The 17,006-nt window shown below is 74.5% G+C and carries 13 protein-coding genes; 6 read left to right on the plus strand and 7 right to left on the minus strand.

Annotated features, from left to right (window positions below; all coding sequences use genetic code 11):
- Positions 1-162: 162 nt before the first annotated feature.
- The gene (locus tag G5C65_RS13850) at positions 163-705 is read left to right on the plus strand and encodes a Clp protease N-terminal domain-containing protein (protein WP_420903311.1); all 543 of its coding nucleotides are present in this window, start codon (positions 163-165) and stop codon (positions 703-705) included.
- 65 nt (positions 706-770) lie between these two features.
- Here the strand turns inward: G5C65_RS13850 and G5C65_RS13855 are convergent, their stop codons facing one another.
- Positions 771-1,469 carry a pyridoxamine 5'-phosphate oxidase family protein gene (locus G5C65_RS13855; protein ID WP_165299105.1) on the minus strand — a complete coding sequence of 233 codons (699 nt, stop codon included), beginning with the start codon at positions 1,467-1,469 and terminating at the stop codon, positions 771-773.
- Between the two features lie 47 nt (positions 1,470-1,516).
- Between G5C65_RS13855 and G5C65_RS13860 the strand changes: the two genes are divergently transcribed.
- Entirely contained in the window at positions 1,517-2,848 is a 1,332-nt protein-coding gene (locus G5C65_RS13860; protein WP_165299106.1) for an aminotransferase class I/II-fold pyridoxal phosphate-dependent enzyme, read from the plus strand.
- An 11-nt stretch (positions 2,849-2,859) separates the two neighbouring features.
- On the opposite strand, the gene G5C65_RS13865 is transcribed toward G5C65_RS13860, so the two are convergent.
- Positions 2,860-3,321, minus strand: coding sequence for a pyridoxamine 5'-phosphate oxidase family protein (locus tag G5C65_RS13865; RefSeq protein WP_165299107.1), 462 nt, complete (start codon positions 3,319-3,321; stop codon positions 2,860-2,862).
- A gap of 122 nt (positions 3,322-3,443) precedes the next feature.
- Between G5C65_RS13865 and G5C65_RS13870 the strand changes: the two genes are divergently transcribed.
- The gene (locus G5C65_RS13870) at positions 3,444-4,151 is read left to right on the plus strand and encodes an isochorismatase family protein (RefSeq protein ID WP_165299108.1); all 708 of its coding nucleotides are present in this window, start codon (positions 3,444-3,446) and stop codon (positions 4,149-4,151) included.
- On the opposite strand, the gene G5C65_RS13875 is transcribed toward G5C65_RS13870, so the two are convergent.
- Complete coding sequence (locus G5C65_RS13875) at positions 4,098-4,601, minus strand: Rieske (2Fe-2S) protein (protein WP_165299109.1); 504 nt, start codon at positions 4,599-4,601, stop codon at positions 4,098-4,100. The two genes, G5C65_RS13870 and G5C65_RS13875, sit on opposite strands and share 54 nt — an antisense overlap.
- Before the next feature lie 810 nt (positions 4,602-5,411).
- On the opposite strand from G5C65_RS13875, the gene G5C65_RS13880 reads away from it, so the two are divergent.
- Positions 5,412-12,713: a non-ribosomal peptide synthetase gene (locus tag G5C65_RS13880; RefSeq protein WP_165299110.1), complete on the plus strand. Its 7,302-nt coding sequence runs from the start codon at positions 5,412-5,414 to the stop codon at positions 12,711-12,713.
- A gap of 115 nt (positions 12,714-12,828) precedes the next feature.
- Here G5C65_RS13880 and G5C65_RS13885 read toward each other — a convergent pair whose 3' ends face one another.
- From G5C65_RS13885 to G5C65_RS13895, 4 genes are read right to left on the minus strand one after another with little or no spacing between them, the layout of a single operon-like run.
- The gene (locus G5C65_RS13885; protein ID WP_165299111.1) at positions 12,829-14,418 is read right to left on the minus strand and encodes an FAD-dependent monooxygenase; all 1,590 of its coding nucleotides are present in this window, start codon (positions 14,416-14,418) and stop codon (positions 12,829-12,831) included.
- A gap of 60 nt (positions 14,419-14,478) precedes the next feature.
- Positions 14,479-14,595, minus strand: a complete 117-nt coding sequence (locus tag G5C65_RS40920) for an LWPPW motif RiPP peptide (protein WP_478501605.1) — start codon at positions 14,593-14,595, stop codon at positions 14,479-14,481.
- A gap of 52 nt (positions 14,596-14,647) precedes the next feature.
- Positions 14,648-14,938 carry a PqqD family peptide modification chaperone gene (locus G5C65_RS13890; RefSeq protein WP_165299112.1) on the minus strand — a complete coding sequence of 97 codons (291 nt, stop codon included), beginning with the start codon at positions 14,936-14,938 and terminating at the stop codon, positions 14,648-14,650.
- Positions 14,931-16,094, minus strand: coding sequence for an aKG-HExxH-type peptide beta-hydroxylase (locus tag G5C65_RS13895; protein WP_165299113.1), 1,164 nt, complete (start codon positions 16,092-16,094; stop codon positions 14,931-14,933). The genes G5C65_RS13890 and G5C65_RS13895 overlap by 8 nt, the downstream gene beginning before the upstream one ends.
- A 258-nt stretch (positions 16,095-16,352) precedes the next feature.
- Between G5C65_RS13895 and G5C65_RS40435 the strand changes: the two genes are divergently transcribed.
- Together G5C65_RS40435 and G5C65_RS13900 are read left to right on the plus strand one after the other, a co-directional pair.
- Positions 16,353-16,493: a hypothetical protein gene (locus G5C65_RS40435; protein ID WP_338146379.1), complete on the plus strand. Its 141-nt coding sequence runs from the start codon at positions 16,353-16,355 to the stop codon at positions 16,491-16,493.
- Positions 16,474-16,884, plus strand: a complete 411-nt coding sequence (locus tag G5C65_RS13900) for an NAD(P)H-dependent oxidoreductase (protein WP_338146380.1) — start codon at positions 16,474-16,476, stop codon at positions 16,882-16,884. The genes G5C65_RS40435 and G5C65_RS13900 overlap by 20 nt, the downstream gene beginning before the upstream one ends.
- Positions 16,885-17,006: the final 122 nt, after the last annotated feature.

Below are 17,006 nucleotides of genomic sequence, written 5' to 3' on the forward strand. Positions count from 1 at the left end.
TGGTTGCCCAGCGTCGCGGGTGCGGGACGGGTGAGGGCAGGCGGCGGGCTCTTCTCCTCCCCAGGGAGGAGAAGTCGGACAACTGTGCCCAACTGCTGGGGGACGAGCATATGCCACGGAGCGCCGATGCCCCCGAGCCGGTGTCCGTGATGTGGTGGCCTGGTGCAGAGTTCTACACCTCCCGGCGGCCCGGTCGGCGAGGGAGTCGGAGAGCAGATCAGCGACGCCCTCGCCGCGACGGTGGCTGCCGCGCGCCGGCGCGCGGCCCGCGACGGTGACCGTCAGATCGACACGGCGCATCTGCTGCACAGCCTGCTGGAGTCGGACCGCGAGGTGTGGGAGCTGCTCGACGGCCGTGACCCGGGCGATCCCGGCGATCCGGGCCCCCGGGTGGGCAGACTGCTCGGCTACCTCGTCCAGCGCAGCATCGGCTACGGCCTGCGCTGGCAGAGCAGCGTGGAGGACTCGGGCGCGGTTCCCGCCATCGCCGACCAGCCCGGCGGTGTGCCGGGCTGGTCGCCCAGCGCGACCGCGGCGCTGCGGCTCGCCCGCGAGCGGGCGCGGGACCGGGGCGCCCCGCACGCCGAGGGGGTGGACCTCTTCGCCGGCGTCCTGGCCGACGGCGAGTGCCGCGCCGCCGAGGTGCTGCGGCGGTCCGGCGTGGACACCGACCGCCTCGCGCTGCGGCTGCAGCCGGTGAGGTGACCCGGGCCCCTCCTGTCGGGCCCCGGGAGGACGCGCCCCCGCGCCGGGCGCACGCGCACGAGGCGTCAGCGCAGCCTGCGGCCGCGCGCGGTGAGGTAGCCGGGCACCGGGACGCCGGGGGCGAGGTAGTCGGCCGGAACCGGCTCGCCGTACGCGGTCGCGACGGGGAGCACGCCCGTCCAGTACGGGAGGTCGAGGTCCTCCGGCTCGTCGTTGGGGCCGCCCGTACGGGACTTCGCCGAGACCTCCTCCAGGTCGATCCGGAGCACGGCGGTGGCCGCCAGCTCCTTGGGGCTGCCCCGGCGCGAGTCGTCGGCGCGGCCCGGCACGGCCGAGTTCGTCAGCGCGTCCAGCGCCGTCGACCGCTCCTCCTCGTCCGTCACCGCGCACGCGTGGCCGTGGACCACGACCGAGCGGTAGTTGACGGAGTGGTGGAACACGGACTTGGCCAGCACCAGGCCGTCGACATGGGTGACCGTGACGCAGACCGGCAGGCCGGGGTCGGCCTCGCCCGCCTCGCGCAGCGGCCGGGCGCCCGTGGAGCCGTGTATGTACAGCCGCTCGTCCACCCGGGCGTACAGCATCGGGAGGCAGACGGGCGCACCCTCCCGGACGAAGGCCAGGTGGCACAGATAGCCCTCGTCGAGCACCCCGTGCACGAACGCGCGGTCGTACGTGGCGCGCTCGCGGGCCCGGGTGGGAGTGGTGCGCGCGGTCCTGGGATAGCTCTCGGGGGTGTCGTGCGGGATCTCGGCGGTGGACACGGTGCCTCCCCTTGCATCGTATTTTGCACTAGTACATAATTTGCTTTGTGCTAGGAGAATACAGGATCGAGGGGAGTCGCGCAGCGGAGATCGCCGCGAGCGTGGAGCGGGGCGTCGGCGAGGGCACCCTGCCGCCGGGCCATGTGCTGCCGCCCGTACGGGAGTTGGCGGGGGAGCTGGGCGTCAACCCGAACACCGTGGCGGCCGCGTACCGCACGCTGCGCGAGCGCGGGGTCATCGAGACAGCGGGGCGGCGCGGCAGCCGGGTGCGCTCCCGGCCCGCCAGCACCCCGCGCGAGTCGCTCGGCCTCGAAGCCCCCGCGGACGCCCGGGACCTCGCCACCGGAAACCCGGACCCCGCCCTGCTGCCGCCCCTCGGCGCCGCGCTGGCCGCCGCGGCGGAGCGCGTCGGCCGCCGCCCGGTGCTGTACGGGGCGCCGGCCGTCGAGCCCGGACTCGCGGAGCTGGCCCGCGCCTCGCTGGCGGCGGACGGGGTCCCGGCCGGGGACCTGGCCGTCACCTCCGGCGCGCTGGACGCCATCGAGCGCGTGCTCGACGCACATCTGCGCCCCGGCGACTCCGTCGCCGTCGAGGACCCGGGCTGGAGCAGCCTGCTGGACCTGGTGCCCGCGCTGGGCCTGCGACCGGTCCCGGTCGCCGTCGACGACGAGGGGCCGCTCGCCGGCGAGCTGGAGCGCGCCCTGCGGGAGGGCGCGCGGGCCGCCGTCCTCACCTGCCGCGCGCAGAACCCGACCGGTGCCGCGGTCTCGGCCGCCCGCGCCCGCGAACTGCGCGCCGTGCTCGCCGCCCGGCCCCGCACCCTGCTGGTCGAGGACGACCACGGCCACGGCATCGTCGACCTGCCCCTGCACCCGCTGGCGGGCGCGACCGAACACTGGGCGCTGGCCCGCTCCACGGCCAAGGCGTACGGCCCCGACATCCGCCTCGCTCTGCTCGCCGGGGACCGGCTCACCGTCGACCGGGTGCGGGGGCGCCAGCGGCTCGGCCCCGGCTGGGTCAGCCATCTGCTCCAGCACGCGGTCGCGCACCTGTGGGAGTCCGGCACCGTCGTGCCCGGCCGGGTGGCCCGCGCGTACGGACGGCGCCGGGAGGCGCTGCTCGGCGCGCTGGCCGAGCGGGGAGTCGAGGGCCGCGGGCGCAGCGGTATGAACGTGTGGCTGCCGGTGCCCGACGAGACCGGAGCGGTGGCGCGGCTGCTGCACCAGGGCTGGGCGGTGGCTCCCGGCGCGCGCTACCGGCTCGCCTCCCCGCCGGGCCTCCGGGTGACGGTCTCCACCCTCGGCCCGGCCGACACCGCGCCGCTGGCCGACGCCCTCACCGCCGCCGCCCGCCCGGCCCGCGCCCGCCGCGACGGCTGAGGCGGCACGCCTCACAGCTTGCGGAAGTCCCAGGAGAGGGTGCGGTCCGGCGTCAGCCGCAGCCATCCGTGGCGACCGTCGTGCGGCATCCGGTCCCCGCCGAAGTACTTGCGGGCGAACAGCCGCTCGGGCGCCGCCAGCTCCGGGCACGGCGCGCCGGTACGCGGTGCCTCGCGCACCCGCACCGCGCGCCCGGACAGCTCGGCGCCGCGCAACTCCCCGTACTCCAGGCCGTCGTCCACGACCACCGCCAGCCGGGGGTCGCGCAGCAACTGGGCCCACCGCCTGCTGCGGACCAGCGAGTACAGCCACAGCGAGCCGCCGTGCCAGCAGAACCACAGCGCTCCCACGTGCGGCGCGCCGTCGGCGCCGACCGTCGCGGCCCGGCAGGTGCGCTGCCGGGTCAGGAACGCGTCCAGCTCCTGCGGTGTCATCATGATCCGGCGGCCGCGCCGCTGCTCCGTGACAGCCATGGGTTCCGCCCTCCCCGGTGCCGCTGCCGACCCGTACGACAACTGATACTCCGTCAGAAAGTTCTGCCGGGAATCCTCCGCCGTCTTCCGGCCTCGCGCAATGGGCCCTATCGTGCGGCGCCATGGCCACGCAGGAGACCGACGGCGCGCTCGCGGCGCTGCTGGAGCCCGCCACCACGGCACTGCTCACCGTCGAGTGCCAGCGCGGTGTGGTGGGGGACAACAGCGCGCTGCCCGAACTCGCGGACGAGGTACGTGCCTCCGGCGCCCTGGAGCGGATCGCCCGGCTGGCCGCCGCGGCGCACGCGGCCGGCGCCCAGGTGCTGCACGCCGTCGCCGAACGCCGCCCGGACGGCCGGGGCGCCAGCCGGAACGCGCGCCTCTTCCGCGCCGCCGGGCGGCTTCCCGTCCAGCAGCTCGCCGGCAGCGACGCGGTCCGGGTCGCCGACCCGATCCCGGTCGCGGCCCAGGACCTCGTCGTCCGGCGGCTGCACGGCCTCTCGCCCCTCGCCGGGACGGACGTCGACGCGCTGCTGCGGAACCTGGGGGTGCGCACGCTCGTCGTGGCGGGCGTGTCGGTGAACGTGGCGATCCCCAACGCGGTCTTCGACGCGGTCAACCTCGGGTACACCGCCGTGGTCCCGGCCGACGCCGTCGCCGGAGTGCCCCCCGACTACGCCCGCGCGGTCATCCGGCACACCCTGGCGCTGGTCTCGACCGTCACCGCGGCGGACGACGTGATCCGCTGCTGGGCCCGGCCGGAGGGCGGCTCCGGCTCAGTCCAGCCGGAGGGTGCCGTCCCGCACCGTGACGTCACGGGTCGGGAGTGAGCGGGTCGCGGGGCCGGTCCGCACGCTGCCGTCCGCGATGTCGAACTTGCTGCCGTGGCAGGCGCAGTTGATGGTGCCGTCCGCCACCTCCTTCACCAGGCAGCCCTGGTGGGTGCAGGTCGCCGAGTAGCCCTTGAACTCGCCCTTGCGGGGCTGTGTGACGACGACCTTCCGGTCCTTGAAGACCTGGCCGCCGCCCTCGGGGATGTCGGCGGCCTGCCCGAGCTCGGCGCCGCCCTCGTCGCCGTCGCCGTCGCCGCCGTCGCTGTCTTCGTCTCCGTCTCCGCTGTCGTCCCCGCTCTCCGGTGACTCCTGGGTGTCCGGCGACTTCTGCGCGTCCTCGCCGGGGCTGTCGTCGTCCGAGTCCCCGCAGGCGCTGAGGGTGCCGGCGAGCCCGGCCAGGCCGGCGGCGGCGAGGACCGACCTGCGGGAGGTGAGGGGGTGGCTCATGGCGTGTTTCCGTTCGTGTGGCGGACGGGTTCCGCCCCCGGGTACGGACGCCGGCGGCGCCGTGTTCAACCGGCGGTGACGGGGGCGGCCGTGCGGCTGGCACTCCCGCGAGCGTAACCGCGGCGGGAGGTGTTTCCGGAAACCGCCCGGCGATTCTCCGGAAGAGCGCCCTCCGAGCGGATCCGGGTGTGCCGCGCCCGGCTTTTTTCGAGTTCATGACATGCGGGATCCGGGTCGCCCGGCGCGCCCCCGGGCGGCGGAAGCGGTAGCGGGCGGAGTAGGCCGCAGGTTCTGCGCGCCATTCCGGCCGCGGCGTTTTCCCGGTGCCGCCGCCGTGTGCGACCTGATGGGGAATCAGGCATCCCCGGCCGCTTTTCCGCGTCGGAAGTCCGCCTCCCCTGCGCCGCAGGCGGAGGATTCCGCTCCGTTCTGCGGGGGAGCCGGTCATTGTCGGCGGTCCGGCCGGTTCCACTGGGGCGGACGTGGCTTGATGTCGTCTCCTGCTGCTTCTGGTGCGGCGGTCGATAATCCCGGGCGCACGGAATCGCGGTGAATTCACGGCGGTGTGCCCTCCGTATTCCTGGATTCCCCTCGCGCCTGCCGCGCGCCGTGCCCGCCGCACCGCGTTGCCGATTCCCGGGAAATCTGTCCTGTTCCTTGCCGGGTGCTCAGCGGCCGCGCCGGACAGGTGTGTCCCGTTGCCCGGACAAGGCAACTGAACAGGTGCGTATACGGGTGTTCACGAGTAAGGGTTGCGGTGGTCCCATCCGCCGGCGGGGCCGACTGGCAAGGCAGATAGGAGCTTCTGGAATGTTGGATTCCGAGTTGACCGCGGAAATGCCGATGGCGACGTTCTCCGAGCTGTTCGAACGACAGGCAGCCGCGTCGCCGGACGCGGTGGCCGTGGTGTTCGGTACGGAACAACTGACATACCGGGAGCTGGACGCGCGGGCGAACCGGCTGGCGCGGCTGCTCGTCGCGCGCGGTGTGGGTCGGGAGTCGATCGTCGGCGTCGCGCTGCGGCAGTCGCCGCGCTTCTGGGCCTCGGCGCTGGCGGTGCTCAAGGCGGGCGGCGCGTATCTCCCGCTGGACCCGGACTACCCCGCCGAGCGGCTCGCCTTCATGGTGGCGGACTCGAAAGCCGCCCTCGTCCTGTCCGACACGGCCACCACCGGGCAGATCCCCGCACTGGACGCGCCCGTCCTGAGCCTGGACACGGCGGAGTCCGCGGCCGAGCTCGCAGCGGCGGACCCCTCCCCGCCGACCGACGCCGACCGGTCCGGCGCCGCGGTGGCCAACAGCGCGTACGTCATCTACACCTCGGGCTCCACCGGCCTGCCCAAGGGCGTCGCCGTCACCCACGGCGGGCTCGCCGCGCTGCGTGCGACGCACCGCGAGCACTTCGACATCACCCCCGGGGCCCGCGTCCTGCAGTTCTCCTCGCCGAGCTTCGACGCCGCGGTGTGGGACGCGCTGATGGCCCTCACCAACGGCGCGGCCCTGGTCGTGCCCGAGCAGGCGCGCCCCGTCGGCGACGACCTCGCCCACCTGCTCGCCGACAGCCGCGTCACCCACGCCACGCTGCCGCCCGCGGTGGTGACCACCCTGCCCGCCGACGCGCCCGCGAAGCTCACCGGCCTCGGCAGCCTCATCGTCGGCGGCGAGGCGTGCCCGCCCCGGCTGGCCGCCCAGTGGGGCACCGGCCGCCGCTTCGTCAACGCCTACGGGCCCACCGAGACCACCGTCTGCGCCGCCCTCAGCACCCCCCTGGACTCCCACCGGGTCCCGATCGGCACGCCCGTCGCGGGCTCCCGCCTCTATGTGCTCGACGAGCGCCTCGGCCAGGTGGCGCCGGGCACGGCGGGCGAGCTGTATGTGGCGGGCCCCAGCCTGGCCCGCGGCTATCTGAACCGCCCCGGCCTCACCGCGGCCCGGTTCCTCGCCGACCCGTTCGGCCCCGCCGGCGCGCTGATGTACCGCACCGGCGACATCGTGCGCCAGGGCGACGACGGCCAGCTGGAGTACCTGGGGCGCTCCGACGACCAGGTGAAGGTCCGGGGCCTGCGCATCGAGACCGGCGAGGTCGAGGCGGCGCTCGCGGCCCACCCGCGAGTGGCGCACGCCGTCGTCACCACGTACGACACCTACGACACCTACGACACACACGAGCCCGGCGACGCCGGCGGGGCGCACGGCAGCCGGGGTACGCAGCTCATCGGGTACGTCGTGCCCGCCGAGGCCGAAGCGGAGGAGCAGGCGGGCCGCGGAACCGGGCACCTGGCCCTCGACGCCGGGTTCGCGCCCGGAGAGCTGCGGGCTTTCGCGGCCGCGCGGCTGCCGGAGTTCATGGTCCCGGCGCGCGTCCTGGTGCTCGACCGGCTGCCGCTGACCCCCAATGGCAAGGTGGACAAGGCGGCCCTGCCCGAACCGCCGGCCCAGGAGACCGCCTACCGGGCGCCGGACTCGGCGGCCGAGGAAGCGCTGGCGCGGCTGTTCGCCGAGGTCCTCGCGGTCGACCGGGTCGGCGTCGACGACGACTTCTTCACGCTGGGCGGCGACAGCATCCAGTCCCTGCAACTGGTCTCGCGGGCCCGCGCCCAGGGCCTGGAGATCAGCTCCCGGCAGGTCTTCGCCTGCCGCACCGTCTCCCGCCTGGCGGAGGCGGCCGCCGACCAGCGGGGCGCGGCACCGGCCCTGGAGGAGCTGGACGGCGGCGGCACCGGCCGGATGCCGCTGCTGCCGGTCGCGCGCTGGCTGGGGGACCTGGGCCCCGGCTTCGACCGGTTCCTGCAGACAATGGTCCTCGACCTGCCCCAGGACATCGACGAGGCGGGCCTGACCGGGACCCTCGCCGCGGTCCTCGACCGGCACGACCTGCTGCGCTGCCGCCTGGTCGAGGAAGGCGACGGCGGCCTGGCGGTCGCCGCACCCGGCACCGTGGACCCCGCGCCCCTGCTGCGGCGCGTCGCGTGCGACGGCGACTGGGCGCAGCGGCCCGACGCCTGGCGCACCCTGCTCCTGGCCGAACTCGACGCGGCGGCCGGCCGGCTGAGCCCGGCCACCGGCGTGGTCGCCCAGTTCGTGTGGTTCGACGCCGGACCGCAGACGGCCGGGCGGCTGCTCGTCGTCCTGCACCACCTGGTCGTCGACGGCGTGTCCTGGCGCGTCCTCCTGCCGGACCTCGCGGCCGCCTGGAGCCAGGTGCGCGCCGGCCGCACCCCGCGGCTGCCCGCCGTGGGCACCTCGGTACGGCGCTGGGCGCACGCCCTCGCCGAGGAGGCCGCGAGCCCCGGCCGGGTGGCCGAACTCGACCTGTGGCGATCCGTCGTGGACGGCCCCGACCCGCTCCTCGGCGCCCGGCGCGTCGACCCGGACGTGGACGTGCGGGCCACGGTGCGCGAGACGCGCGTCGAACTGCCCGCGGACGTCACCGAGGCCGTGCTGACCGAGCTGCCCGCCGCCTTCCACGGCGAGGTCAACGACGGGCTCCTCGCCGCCCTCGCCCTGGCGCTGACCCGCTGGCGGCAGGCGCGCGGCGTGCGGGAGCCCTCGGCCCTGATCCGCCTGGAGGGCCACGGCCGCGAGGAGGCCGCCGCTCCGGGCGCCGACCTGAGCCGTACGGTCGGCTGGTTCACCAGCGTCTACCCCGTGCGCCTCGACCTCGCGGACACCGACCTGGCGGACGCCTTCGCGGGCGGCCCCGCGGCCGGGCGCGCCGTCAAGGCCGTCAAGGAGCAGCTGCGCGCGATCCCGGACAAGGGTATCGGCTACGGCCTGCTGCGCCATCTCAACCCGGACACCGCGCTGTCCCTGGCCCCCTACCCGGGCGGGCAGGTCTCCTTCAACTACCTCGGCCGGTTCTCCACGGCCGCGGACATGCCCGCCGAGCTGCGCGGGCTCGGCTTCACCCAGGCCCACGACGTGGCCGACCTGGAGGTCCTGGACGCCGCCCACGACCCCCGTATGCCCGCGCTCGCCGAGCTCGACATCAACGCCGCCGTCACCGACACCGCGCAGGGCCCGCGCCTGAGCGCCCGGTTCGCCGCCCCCGAGGGCGTGCTCGCCCCCGAGGCCGTGCACGAGCTGGCCGACCTGTGGTGCCAGGCCCTCGGCGCACTGGCCCGGCACACCGGCCGGGCCGGCGCGGGCGGCCTCACTCCCTCCGACGTCCCGCTGGCCGCCGTCACGCAGGCCGACATCGACGGGTGGGAGCGGCGCCATCCCGGACTGGCCGAGATCTGGCCGACCTCACCCGTCCAGTCCGGCATCCTCTTCCACAGCCAGCTGCCCGGCACCGTCCCCGGCGGCGACTCCTTCGACACCTACCAGGAGCAGTACACGCTCCACCTGTTCGGCCCGGTCGACGCCGAGCGGATGCGGGCGGCCGGACAGGCGGTCCTCGACCGGCACGCGGCCCTGCGCACCGCGTTCGTCCCGGACGCCGACGGCCGTCTCGTCCAGCTCGTCATCGACGGGCTGCGGCTGCCGTACGCCTGCACCGACCTCGGCCACCTCGCGGGCGAAGCGCAGGACGAAGCCTTCGAGGGCCTCCTCGCCGCCGACCTGCGCGAGCACTTCGACCCGGCGGACCCGCCGATGCTGCGGCTGCACTTGGTGCGGCTCGCCGACGAGCGCTTCGAGCTCGTCCTCTCCTCGCACCACGTCCTGTTCGACGGCTGGTCGGTGCCCCTGCTGGTGGCCGACCTGCTGCGCTGCTACAGCGGCGGGCCCGCGGGCGAGGAGCCGCGCTCCCGCGGCTTCGGCGACTTCCTGGCCTGGCTGGGCGGGCGGGACGCCGAGGCGTCAGCGCGTGCCTGGCGCCAGGAGCTCAGCGGCCTGGAGGAGCCGACGCTGCTCGCTCCCGCCGCCGGGCCCGGTGAGAGCCTCGGCATCGGCCAGGTCGACGTGCCCCTGTCCGGCGAACAGGCCCGTGAGCTGCCGCGCAGGGCCGCCGAGCTGGGGCTGACGCTCAACACGCTCGTCCAGGGCGCCTGGGCGCTCCTCCTGAGCCAGGTGACGGGCCGTCAGGACGTGGTCCTGGGCACCAGTGTCGCCGGGCGCCCGCCCGAGCTGCCCGGGGTGGACTCGATCGTCGGCATGTTCCTCAACACGCTTCCGGTACGGGTGCGCTGCGCGCCGTCGGACACGCTCGCCGAGCTCCTCACCGGCCTGCAGGACCGGCAGGGCGCGCTGCAGGAGCACCACCACTACGCGCTCAGCGAGCTGCACCACCTGACGGGCCACAAGGCGCTCTTCGACACCGTCATCGGCTTCGAGTCCTTCCCGATGGACCGGGCGGCCATCGCCGAGGCCGGCGCGGCGGCCGGGATCTCCGTCACCGGCGTCCGCGCGTTCACCCCCAGCCACTATCCGCTGGCCGTCTTCGTCTATCCCGACGGCCCGCACCCGCGGCTGAACATCCAGTTCCAGCGGCACGCCTTCGACCAGGCCACCGCCGACGACTACGCCACGCGCTTCGCCCGCGTGCTGACCCGCATCGCCGAGGACCCCCAGGCCCGCGTCGGCCACATCGACCTCCTCGCCCCCGCCGAACGCCGACGGCTCGTCGCCGACTTCAACGGCCCGGCGGCGCCCGACGAGCGGCGGACGGTGGCGGAGGTCTTCGCCGAGCAGGTCGCGGCGGGCCCGGACCGGGTCGCCGTGGTCTCCGGACAGCAGGAGGTCACCTACCGGGAGCTGGACGAGCGGGCGAACCGGCTCGCCCGGCTGCTGGCTGCCCGTGGTGTGGGCCGGGATGCGGCGGTGGGGGTTGCTCTGCCCCGTTCGGTGGAGCAGGTGGTGGCGGTGCTGGCGGTGCTGAAGGCGGGGGGTGGCTATGTGCCGCTGGATCCGGAGTATCCGGTCGAGCGGCTGGAGTTCATGCTGCGGGACGCGGCGCCGGTGCTGGTGGTGACCCGCTCGGAGGTCGCCGCGGGGCTGCCGGAGGGTGTGTGCCCGTATCTGCGACTGGACGAGCCGGAGACCGGGGCCGCGCTGGCCCGCGAGCCGGCCGGGCCGGTGGCCGCCGTGGCGGCGCATCCGGACCAGTTGGCGTATGTGATGTACACCTCGGGCTCCACCGGCAGGCCCAAGGGCGTCGGCGTCACCCAGCGCGGCGTTGCGGGCCTGGCCTGCGATGGGCGCTTCGGCGACGAGGGCGGCGAGCGGCTGCTGATGCACTCCGCGCAGGCGTTCGACGCATCCACGTACGAGTTGTGGGTTCCGCTGCTGCGCGGCCGTACGGCCGTGCTGGCTCCGCCCGGCCGAGTGGACGCCGATGTGCTGGCCCGGATGGTGGAGGAGCACCGGGTGACCGGAGCGTTCTTGACGTCGGGCCTGTTCAAGGTGATCGCACAGGCGCGGCCGGAGGCGTTCCGGGGGCTGAAGGAGATCTGGACCGGCGGGGACGCGATGTCCCCGGCGGCGGTACGCGAGACCTGGCGCGCCTGCCCGGACGTGGAGATCGTGAACGCGTACGGGCCCACGGAGACCACCGTGGTCGCCACCTGCGAGCCGGTCACCCGGGCCGGCGCGGACGCCGAGTCGGTGCCGATCGGGCGGCCGATGGACGACACGCGCGCCTATGTGCTGGACGGCGCGCTGCGGCCGGTGCCGCCGGGGGCCGCGGGCGAGCTGTATCTGGCCGGGACGGGCCTGGCCCGTGGCTACCTGGGCCGCTCGGGACTGACCGCCGAGCGCTTCGTGGCGTGCCCGTTCGGGGCTCCGGGTGAGCGGATGTACCGGACCGGGGACGTGGTGGCCTGGGGTACGGACGGGCGGCTGGACTTCCGGGGCCGGGCCGACAGCCAGGTCAAGATCCGCGGCTTCCGCATCGAACCCGGCGAGGTGGAGGCGGTCCTCGCCCGGCATGACGCGGTCGCCCAGGCGCTGGTGGTGGCCCGGCCCGGCGCGGACTCCGGCAACCAGCTCGTCGCCTACGTGGTGCCCGCCGATCCGACGGCGGACGCACCGGCTCCGGCGGAGCTGCACTCCTTCGTGGCGGGCCGGCTGCCCGAGCACATGGTGCCGTCGGCGTATCTGTCCCTCGCACACCTCCCGCTGACCCCGAACGGAAAGGTGGACCACAAGGCGCTGCCGCAGCCGGCGTTCACCGGAGTGGCTCCCTACCGCGCTCCCCGCACTCCCCAGGAGGAGATCCTGGCGGGCGTCTTCGCCGGCGTGCTCGGGGTCGACCGGGTCGGGATCGACGACAGCTTCTTCGACCTGGGCGGCCACTCCCTGCTCGCGACGGCCCTGGTCAGCCGCATCCGCGCGGTGCTCATGGCGGACGTGCCGATACGGCTGGTGTTCCAGAGCCCGACCGTCGCGCAACTGGCGGAGCACCTCACCGACCAGGGCGAGCCCACCGGCGAGACGGACCCGTTCGGCGTGGTCCTGCCGCTGCGGAGCGGCGGGAGCGGCGATCCCGTCTGGTTCATCCACCCGGGCCTCGGACTGTGCTGGCCCTATCTGGGCATGGCGGCCCAGCTGGGCGACCGGCCGGTCTACGGCATCCAGGCCAGGGGCTTCGACGGGGCGCCGCTGCCGGCGTCCTTCGAGGCGATGGTCGCCGACTACGTGGAGCAGATCCTCAGCGTCCAGCCGGACGGGCCCTCCCGTCTGATCGGGCACTCCATCGGGGGCACCCTCGGCCACGCGGTCGCCGTGGAACTCCAGCGCCGCGGGCACGAGGTGCCGCTGCTCGCGATCCTCGACTCCGTGCCCGGCGACTGGTTCGCCGGGCGGCAGGCGACGCACGACGCGGCCGCGGTGCGCGGCGACATCGCGGACTACGTGGCGTCCTCGGGCGTCAACGACGCCGCCGACCGCGAGCGGCTCGTCGAGAACGGGGCCCGCATCCTGCTCGGCCACGTCCGGATGGTGCGGGAGTTCAGCCAGCCTGGCGGCCACCGCGGGGTCACGCTGTTCTTCAACGCGGCCCTCGACCGCGACGCGTCGTACGCACCGCTGTGGGAGCCCCATGTCGAGGGCCCGCTGCACGCGTACGACATCCAGGCCACGCATATCGGCCTGCACGAGCCGCGGCCCGGCGCCGAGGTCTGCGCGATCGTCCGGCGCCATCTGGAGGAGGAGCCGCCCGCGCACCGCTGACGGCTCCCGGGCCGGGCCGCCGCCGGGGGACCTCGGCGGCGGCCCGGCCCTCCGGGCTCACGGCGAAGCCCGGGAGAGGCGAAGCCCAGGAGACCGGCACTGCGGTCGCCGCCTCTCAGGACCGGGGCGCCGGCCGGGCCAGTACCGCGCGCAGTGCCTGTGCGAACCGCGCGTCGGCGTCGTCAGCGCCGTGCGGCGCGCGCCACGCCACATGGCCGTCGGGCCGCACCAGCAGCGCCCCTTCCGGGCCCAGACCGTGCGGAGCGGCCAGTTCCTGGTCGAGGTGGTACACGTCGACGGGCGCCGCCAGTGCCCGCCCGGCGCGGTGGGCCGCCTCGGCCCAGCCGTCGCCTCGCGGGCCCACGAGGACGACGAAGTCCGTGCCGTACAGATCGAGGGTGGACACCGGCGGCGCCCCGTCCTGGACGACATGGACGTGCGGCGCCCGGGTGCCCGGAGCGCCCTGCAACTCCCCTGCGGGTTCGAGGAGCTGCCCGTCGTCCGGGGCACCGGGGACGGCAGGGGAGCGGTAGCTGCTGCCGAACATCAGGGTGTCGAGGTCTGCCGGCGGCTCGTCGTCCGCGTATCCGGCCAGTCGCCACCGGGCGCGGCCGCGGAGGTAGGACTGACGCATATTGCGTTCGGCCACGGGGCGCCGCTCCTCGTCATACGTCGTCAGGAGGGCCCGGTCCGCCGTGCCGCGCAGCACCAGGGCCAGCTTCCAGGCGAGGTTGTGGGCGTCCTCGATGCCCGTGTGGCCGCCGAGGGTGCCGGTGGGAGGCATCAGATGGGCCGCGTCCCCGGCCAGGAACACCCGCCCCGCGCCGTAGCGCTCGGCCACACGCGCGCCGACCGGGAAGGTGAAGATCTGCCGCGTCCCCGGGATCTGCTCCAGCAGCCGCACGTCGAGCGAGGGCACACCGGTCGCCGCACGCAGCCACGCCACCGGGTCCATGGGCTGCCCGTCCGCCACAGCGGTGGCGAAGAACCAGTGCAGGCCGGTGGAGTCGAGCGGCCCCAGCGTGGTTCCCGCGGCCGGCCGTTCCAGGTAGGCCATGCCGATGTCGCGGCCGCGCAGCGCCGGTGTCAGGTCGGCACGCACGTGCATGGTGGCCATGTGGAACAGGGCGCCGGGGCCGTGGGAGGCGATGCCGAGGCGCCGTCGGACACCGCTGGACGCCCCGTCGGCGGCGATGAGGTAGCGGGCGCACACGGCCTCGTTTCTGCCGTCCGGGCCGCGCAGGTGGGCGCGCACCCCGTCGCGGTCCTGGGCGAAACCCGTCAGCTCGGTCCCCTGACGAAGGTCGCACTCCTGCTCGCGCAGCCGTTCGACGAGCAGGGTCTCCAGTTCGTCCTGGCCGAGGGGCGCGAACGCGCAGGGGGAGAGCGGCCCGGCGGCGCCGTGCTCCCCGGCGGTGCCCGGGTCGCCGAGCGCCTCGTGCTCGTCGGCCAGGGTGCGGGCGCGCACGGACACCAGGCGTGCGGCCGGGGCGCTCCTCGGGCACCGGGCGAGGATGCCGGGTTCCAGTCCGGCCTGCCGGTAGAGCTCCACGGACCGGGGCGTGATCCCCTGCAGCCGCGGGTGGGGGAGAACGCTCCGGCGGCGTTCCACGACGGTCACCGGTATGCCGTGCAGGGTCAGGAACACGGCAGCGGACAGGCCGGTGAGGGAGCCGCCCACCACGAGCACGGGAATCTGTCGCATGGCGCCCGCCTCCCACGGTTGCCGGGCCGCCACGGGTGACGGCCCGGCACCTGCCCTGCGTCAGTGCTTCTGTATGTACCACGGGGGCCACAGACGCTGGTCCCGCGAGGGGGCCGCGGCCTTGGGCGGGGTCACGTGCTCCGCCTTGGCCAGCCTCTTCTTCAGCTGCTCGGTCATGGTCACCTCCTTCCGCGCGCCGCAGGGACTCCGAGGTCGCACCGCTGGTCATTCAGCGGGCTGGTCGTTCAGCGGTGAGGATGCCGCGCTCGGCCAGATCGGCCAGGCAGTCGCGCGCGTGCCGCACCGCCTCGTCGTACGGCACCTGCCGGGCGACCGCCTCGGCGTACGCGGCCGCCAGCTGCTCCGCGCCGGTGCCGTCGCTGAGCTCGAACAGATACCAGCCGGCCAGGTTGAGCCAGTGCACCTTCGGCCGCTCGGGGGTGAACACGAGCAGGCATCCGGCTGCCTCGACCGGGCGGGTGCGCAGGCCCGGGGACTTGGAGTAGCGGACGTCAGACACGCACACCTCCCTCCACCCCCTCCACGCGGTCCACACTCTCCAGCAGCCAGCTGACGAACTCGCGTCCGGACCCGGTCAGCGCGCCGCCGCTGCGGAGGATCTCCGCGCCCAGATACCGGGCGCGTTCGGCTCCGAAGCGGTACAGCGACGGCGGGTCCTCGGCCTCCGGCTCGCCGAAGCGCTCCCGCAGCTCCGGAGTCGTCCTCGTGCGCAGCGCCTGCCGGAACAGCGCCATATGGGCGTAGACATGGAAGGCGCCCAGCGCCCGGTCCAGGGACCACTCGTTGGGCGCGACCATCGACGCCCACTTCAGCCACGGCACCTTCACCTTGGGGCCGTCGTCCAGCTGCTCGGGCGCGGTGAAGACGCTGGCCGAGCGCTGGATGTCGAAGAGCTTGAGGTGCAGCCCTTCGTGGAGCGCCGTCTCGGCGAACCGCCAGGGACGGGCCATGCGGTTGGGCGAGAAGAACACCACCCCGGGGATGCGGCCCACGTTGCCCGCGAGAAACGTTTCGCCCTCCGTCCTGACATCGACGACGCCCACGCCCACATAGTGCGCTGTGACGCTTGCGGCCAGCTCCGGCAGGAGCGCGTGCAGGGCGGCGAAGCCGGTGTCGAGCTGCCGCGCGTACTCCTGCGCCGGGTCCAGCAGTTCACCGGGGACACCGCGCAGGAAGTCCCGCTCGAAGACGTCGAGGAAGGTACGGCCCAAGGGCGTGAGGCCGCCCGCGCCGCTGCCGCACAGCCAGACCTCCCGGTCCGGCGCGACCCGTACGGCGCGGCCGCCGGAGATACCGGCACCCGTCGGAGCGGCCTGGGCGCCGTGTGCCGCCAGGGCGTCGCCGACCAGGCGCAGCATGGTCGCGACCTCGCTCCAGGCGGCTTCGTCGACGAAGCCCCGCTCCAGTCGGGAGACCGCCTCGTCGAGGGTGACCCGCACCAGGGGATCCTCGGTGACGGCCAGGGGAATCTCCCCGCTCTCGTCACGGATGCCGGTGGCGAGCCGGTCCACCGCGCCCGACCGCTCGCACAGCAGGTCGACCGCGAACCGATAGAACTCCGCCGCCTTCACCGTGCTCAACACGGCGTCGCCGAAGTCCGGGTGTGACGCCAGCGCATGTTCGACACAGACGAGGTCGTCGTCGAGGACGGACACAGAACCCCCCGCGCTAAAGGTCCGGCGGCTGAAAGTAAGCAAGGCCAAGGGCGGCGTCAATGGAGCCGTATGCCCGGAGGGCCGCGCTCGGACAGCGGCAATTCCCCGCCCCGGCGCAGGGGACCTGCACCGCACGGGGAGCGTCGGCCCGGGGCGCGGTACCGAACTCGGCCTGATTCTTACGCACTTCGGTACCGCGTGTGCCATTTCCGCCGCGCGTGCTCGCCGGGCGGCGGGCGCCGCCGCCGGGGGTTGCTGGTGCCGACCGGTGTGCTGCTCGCCCCGTTGCTCGCCATGCTCGACATGAACATCACGGGTGATGAACATCGCGCCGAGCCGGCGCTGCTGCTCAAGCTTCCCGGCAGGGCGAAGGCATCCGGTGGGGAGACACCCGAATGACGTTCCGGTCAGCACGTGGCCGAATTCGCCCGAGGTCGGCGCCTATCCGGCCGACGTCGTCCGTGAGCAGCGTCGCCTCGACCGTGCCACCGATCTCGTGCTGATATTCCCCGTGTACTGGTGGTCGATGCCTGCGCTGCTGAAGGGGTGGATCGACCGTGGCTTCGTCAACGGCTGGGCGTTCGAGGTCTCACCGACTTCAGGTCTGCGGCCGAGGCTCCAGGCCCTCACCACGCACCTCCTGCCGATTGCCGGAGCCGACTCCGGCGCATACGAGCGCCACGGGTACGAGAAGGCACTGCGGGCGCAGATCGAGCACGGAATCGTCGATTACTGCGGCAGCCGGCGCGGCGCCACAGAGTTCATCTACGAATCCGAGCAGGAGTCCTAATTCGTGAGTAGGCGGTTCCAGGGCAGCCCCGTGAAGGGCTGCTGGACTGACTGATGTGGATGGGTTTCGCGGTGGCCGCGTGGGCGCCGGATGGACTCCTGTGTTCTCCCGGCCCGCTGAGG

The organism is Streptomyces boncukensis (assembly GCF_011045075.1).
GTDB classification, from domain to species: Bacteria; Actinomycetota; Actinomycetes; order Streptomycetales; family Streptomycetaceae; genus Streptomyces; species Streptomyces boncukensis.

Excerpts from the sequence above, each read along its gene's own strand:
- G5C65_RS40920 (WP_478501605.1), bottom strand. The coding sequence starts at position 14,595 with ATGACCGAGCAGCTGAAGAAGAGGCTGGCCAAGGCGGAGCACGTGACC.
- G5C65_RS13865 (WP_165299107.1), bottom strand. The coding sequence starts at position 3,321 with ATGGCTGTCACGGAGCAGCGGCGCGGCCGCCGGATCATGATGACACCG.
- G5C65_RS13880 (WP_165299110.1), top strand. The coding sequence starts at position 5,412 with ATGTTGGATTCCGAGTTGACCGCGGAAATGCCGATGGCGACGTTCTCC.
- G5C65_RS13870 (WP_165299108.1), top strand. The coding sequence starts at position 3,444 with ATGGCCACGCAGGAGACCGACGGCGCGCTCGCGGCGCTGCTGGAGCCC.
- G5C65_RS13875 (WP_165299109.1), bottom strand. The coding sequence starts at position 4,601 with ATGAGCCACCCCCTCACCTCCCGCAGGTCGGTCCTCGCCGCCGCCGGC.
- G5C65_RS13885 (WP_165299111.1), bottom strand. The coding sequence starts at position 14,418 with ATGCGACAGATTCCCGTGCTCGTGGTGGGCGGCTCCCTCACCGGCCTG.